1 protein-coding gene is annotated in these 1,155 nt (G+C 63.6%); it reads right to left on the bottom strand.

Going from position 1 to position 1,155, the window contains the following annotated elements; all coding sequences use genetic code 11:
* The coding region (locus JHD77_RS31475) for a DUF6094 domain-containing protein (protein WP_233412013.1) at positions 1 to 1,155 on the bottom strand (1,155 nt) is incomplete at both ends.

The following is a 1,155-nucleotide window of genomic DNA, read 5'->3' as shown; positions in this document are numbered from 1 at the left end:
TCGATGTCGTAGGACGACAGCAGCCTATCGCCGAACTTCAGGGCTCTCTGGTTGGTGTTCCAGTCTTCCTGGTCCAGCGTCCCCCAATCTCCCGCCAGATGGCGGTTCAGCAAAGGCGCTGGGTTGAGTTGACCGGTTTCCACCAGGTGGCTCACGGCAGCGGTCATTACGACTTGGCCAGGGCTGAACAGCAGCGGTTCGGGGGCCGGCTCAGGTTGGGGCTCTTCAGCCTCTTCCGTGGTCGCAGCCGACGAGCTGATGGTCAGCACGCGGCCCTGATTGACCGAGGAGGGTGTCATTTCCCATGCCCGGATGATCGGGATGAAACGGTCTGTGAGGATCCTCACCTCGGTGATGTTGCCGTCTTCGTCTTCGGTGAATTCGGTCTTGCGGGCCTTGTCCTTGTAGGTGTCACCCTTCACGACCAGGATCCGGCCCGACTTCGAGCGCACGACGCCGGAAATCGCGCCGGCGGCCAAGGCCAGGGCCAGGTGCCAGCGAGACAGCTCGCGGACTGGTGGGCGGGGCTGCAGCCCCGCTTGCGCGAAGTGCAGGTTGAAGTCAGGCCAGAGACCTCGCAGCCGCTGGATCTCGCCGGCGAACTGCTCCGGCTCCAGGGTTACTCGATAGAAGTGCTCCAGCTCGCTGGTGGCCGGCAGAACCACATAGGGTTCCCACGGCCAAGCCGCTGGAATTTCCTCGGCCTTTTCCTGGCCCGCGCCGATCGCCTGCAGGCGAGACCTCACCTGATTGGCGTCCGCCCGGGCCAGGTCCTGTCGACGGACCCGGATGCCGAAGATCACCACCTGTTTGAAGGTAGGATCCGCGGCTGCGTAGATGCGCAGGCCGGTGAAGTGGTTGCTCAACCAACCGGTCAGCTCATCGTCCAAGACGTAGTGAGGAACAATCAGGACCATGACGCCGCCGTACTGCAGCAACGGCAGGCAGCGCTGGTAGAACGCTTTCTCCAGACGCCTGCGGCCGCTGCCCTGGTACTGCGACGCACCGGAGTGGTCCGCCACCAGGTCGCCATAAGGCGGGTTGAGCCAGAGCAGTCCGAACGACTGCCTGCTGATCATGGTGTCGAAAAGGTCACTGTGCAGCACTCGGTCAAGCAAGCCTCGAGCATGGTCGGCGCGCTCGCGGTCGTACTCG

The organism is Pseudomonas sp. P20, from assembly GCF_016463925.1.
Lineage (GTDB): Bacteria > Pseudomonadota > Gammaproteobacteria > Pseudomonadales > Pseudomonadaceae > Pseudomonas > Pseudomonas aeruginosa.
This window is presented reverse-complemented; position numbering and strand designations above follow the sequence as displayed.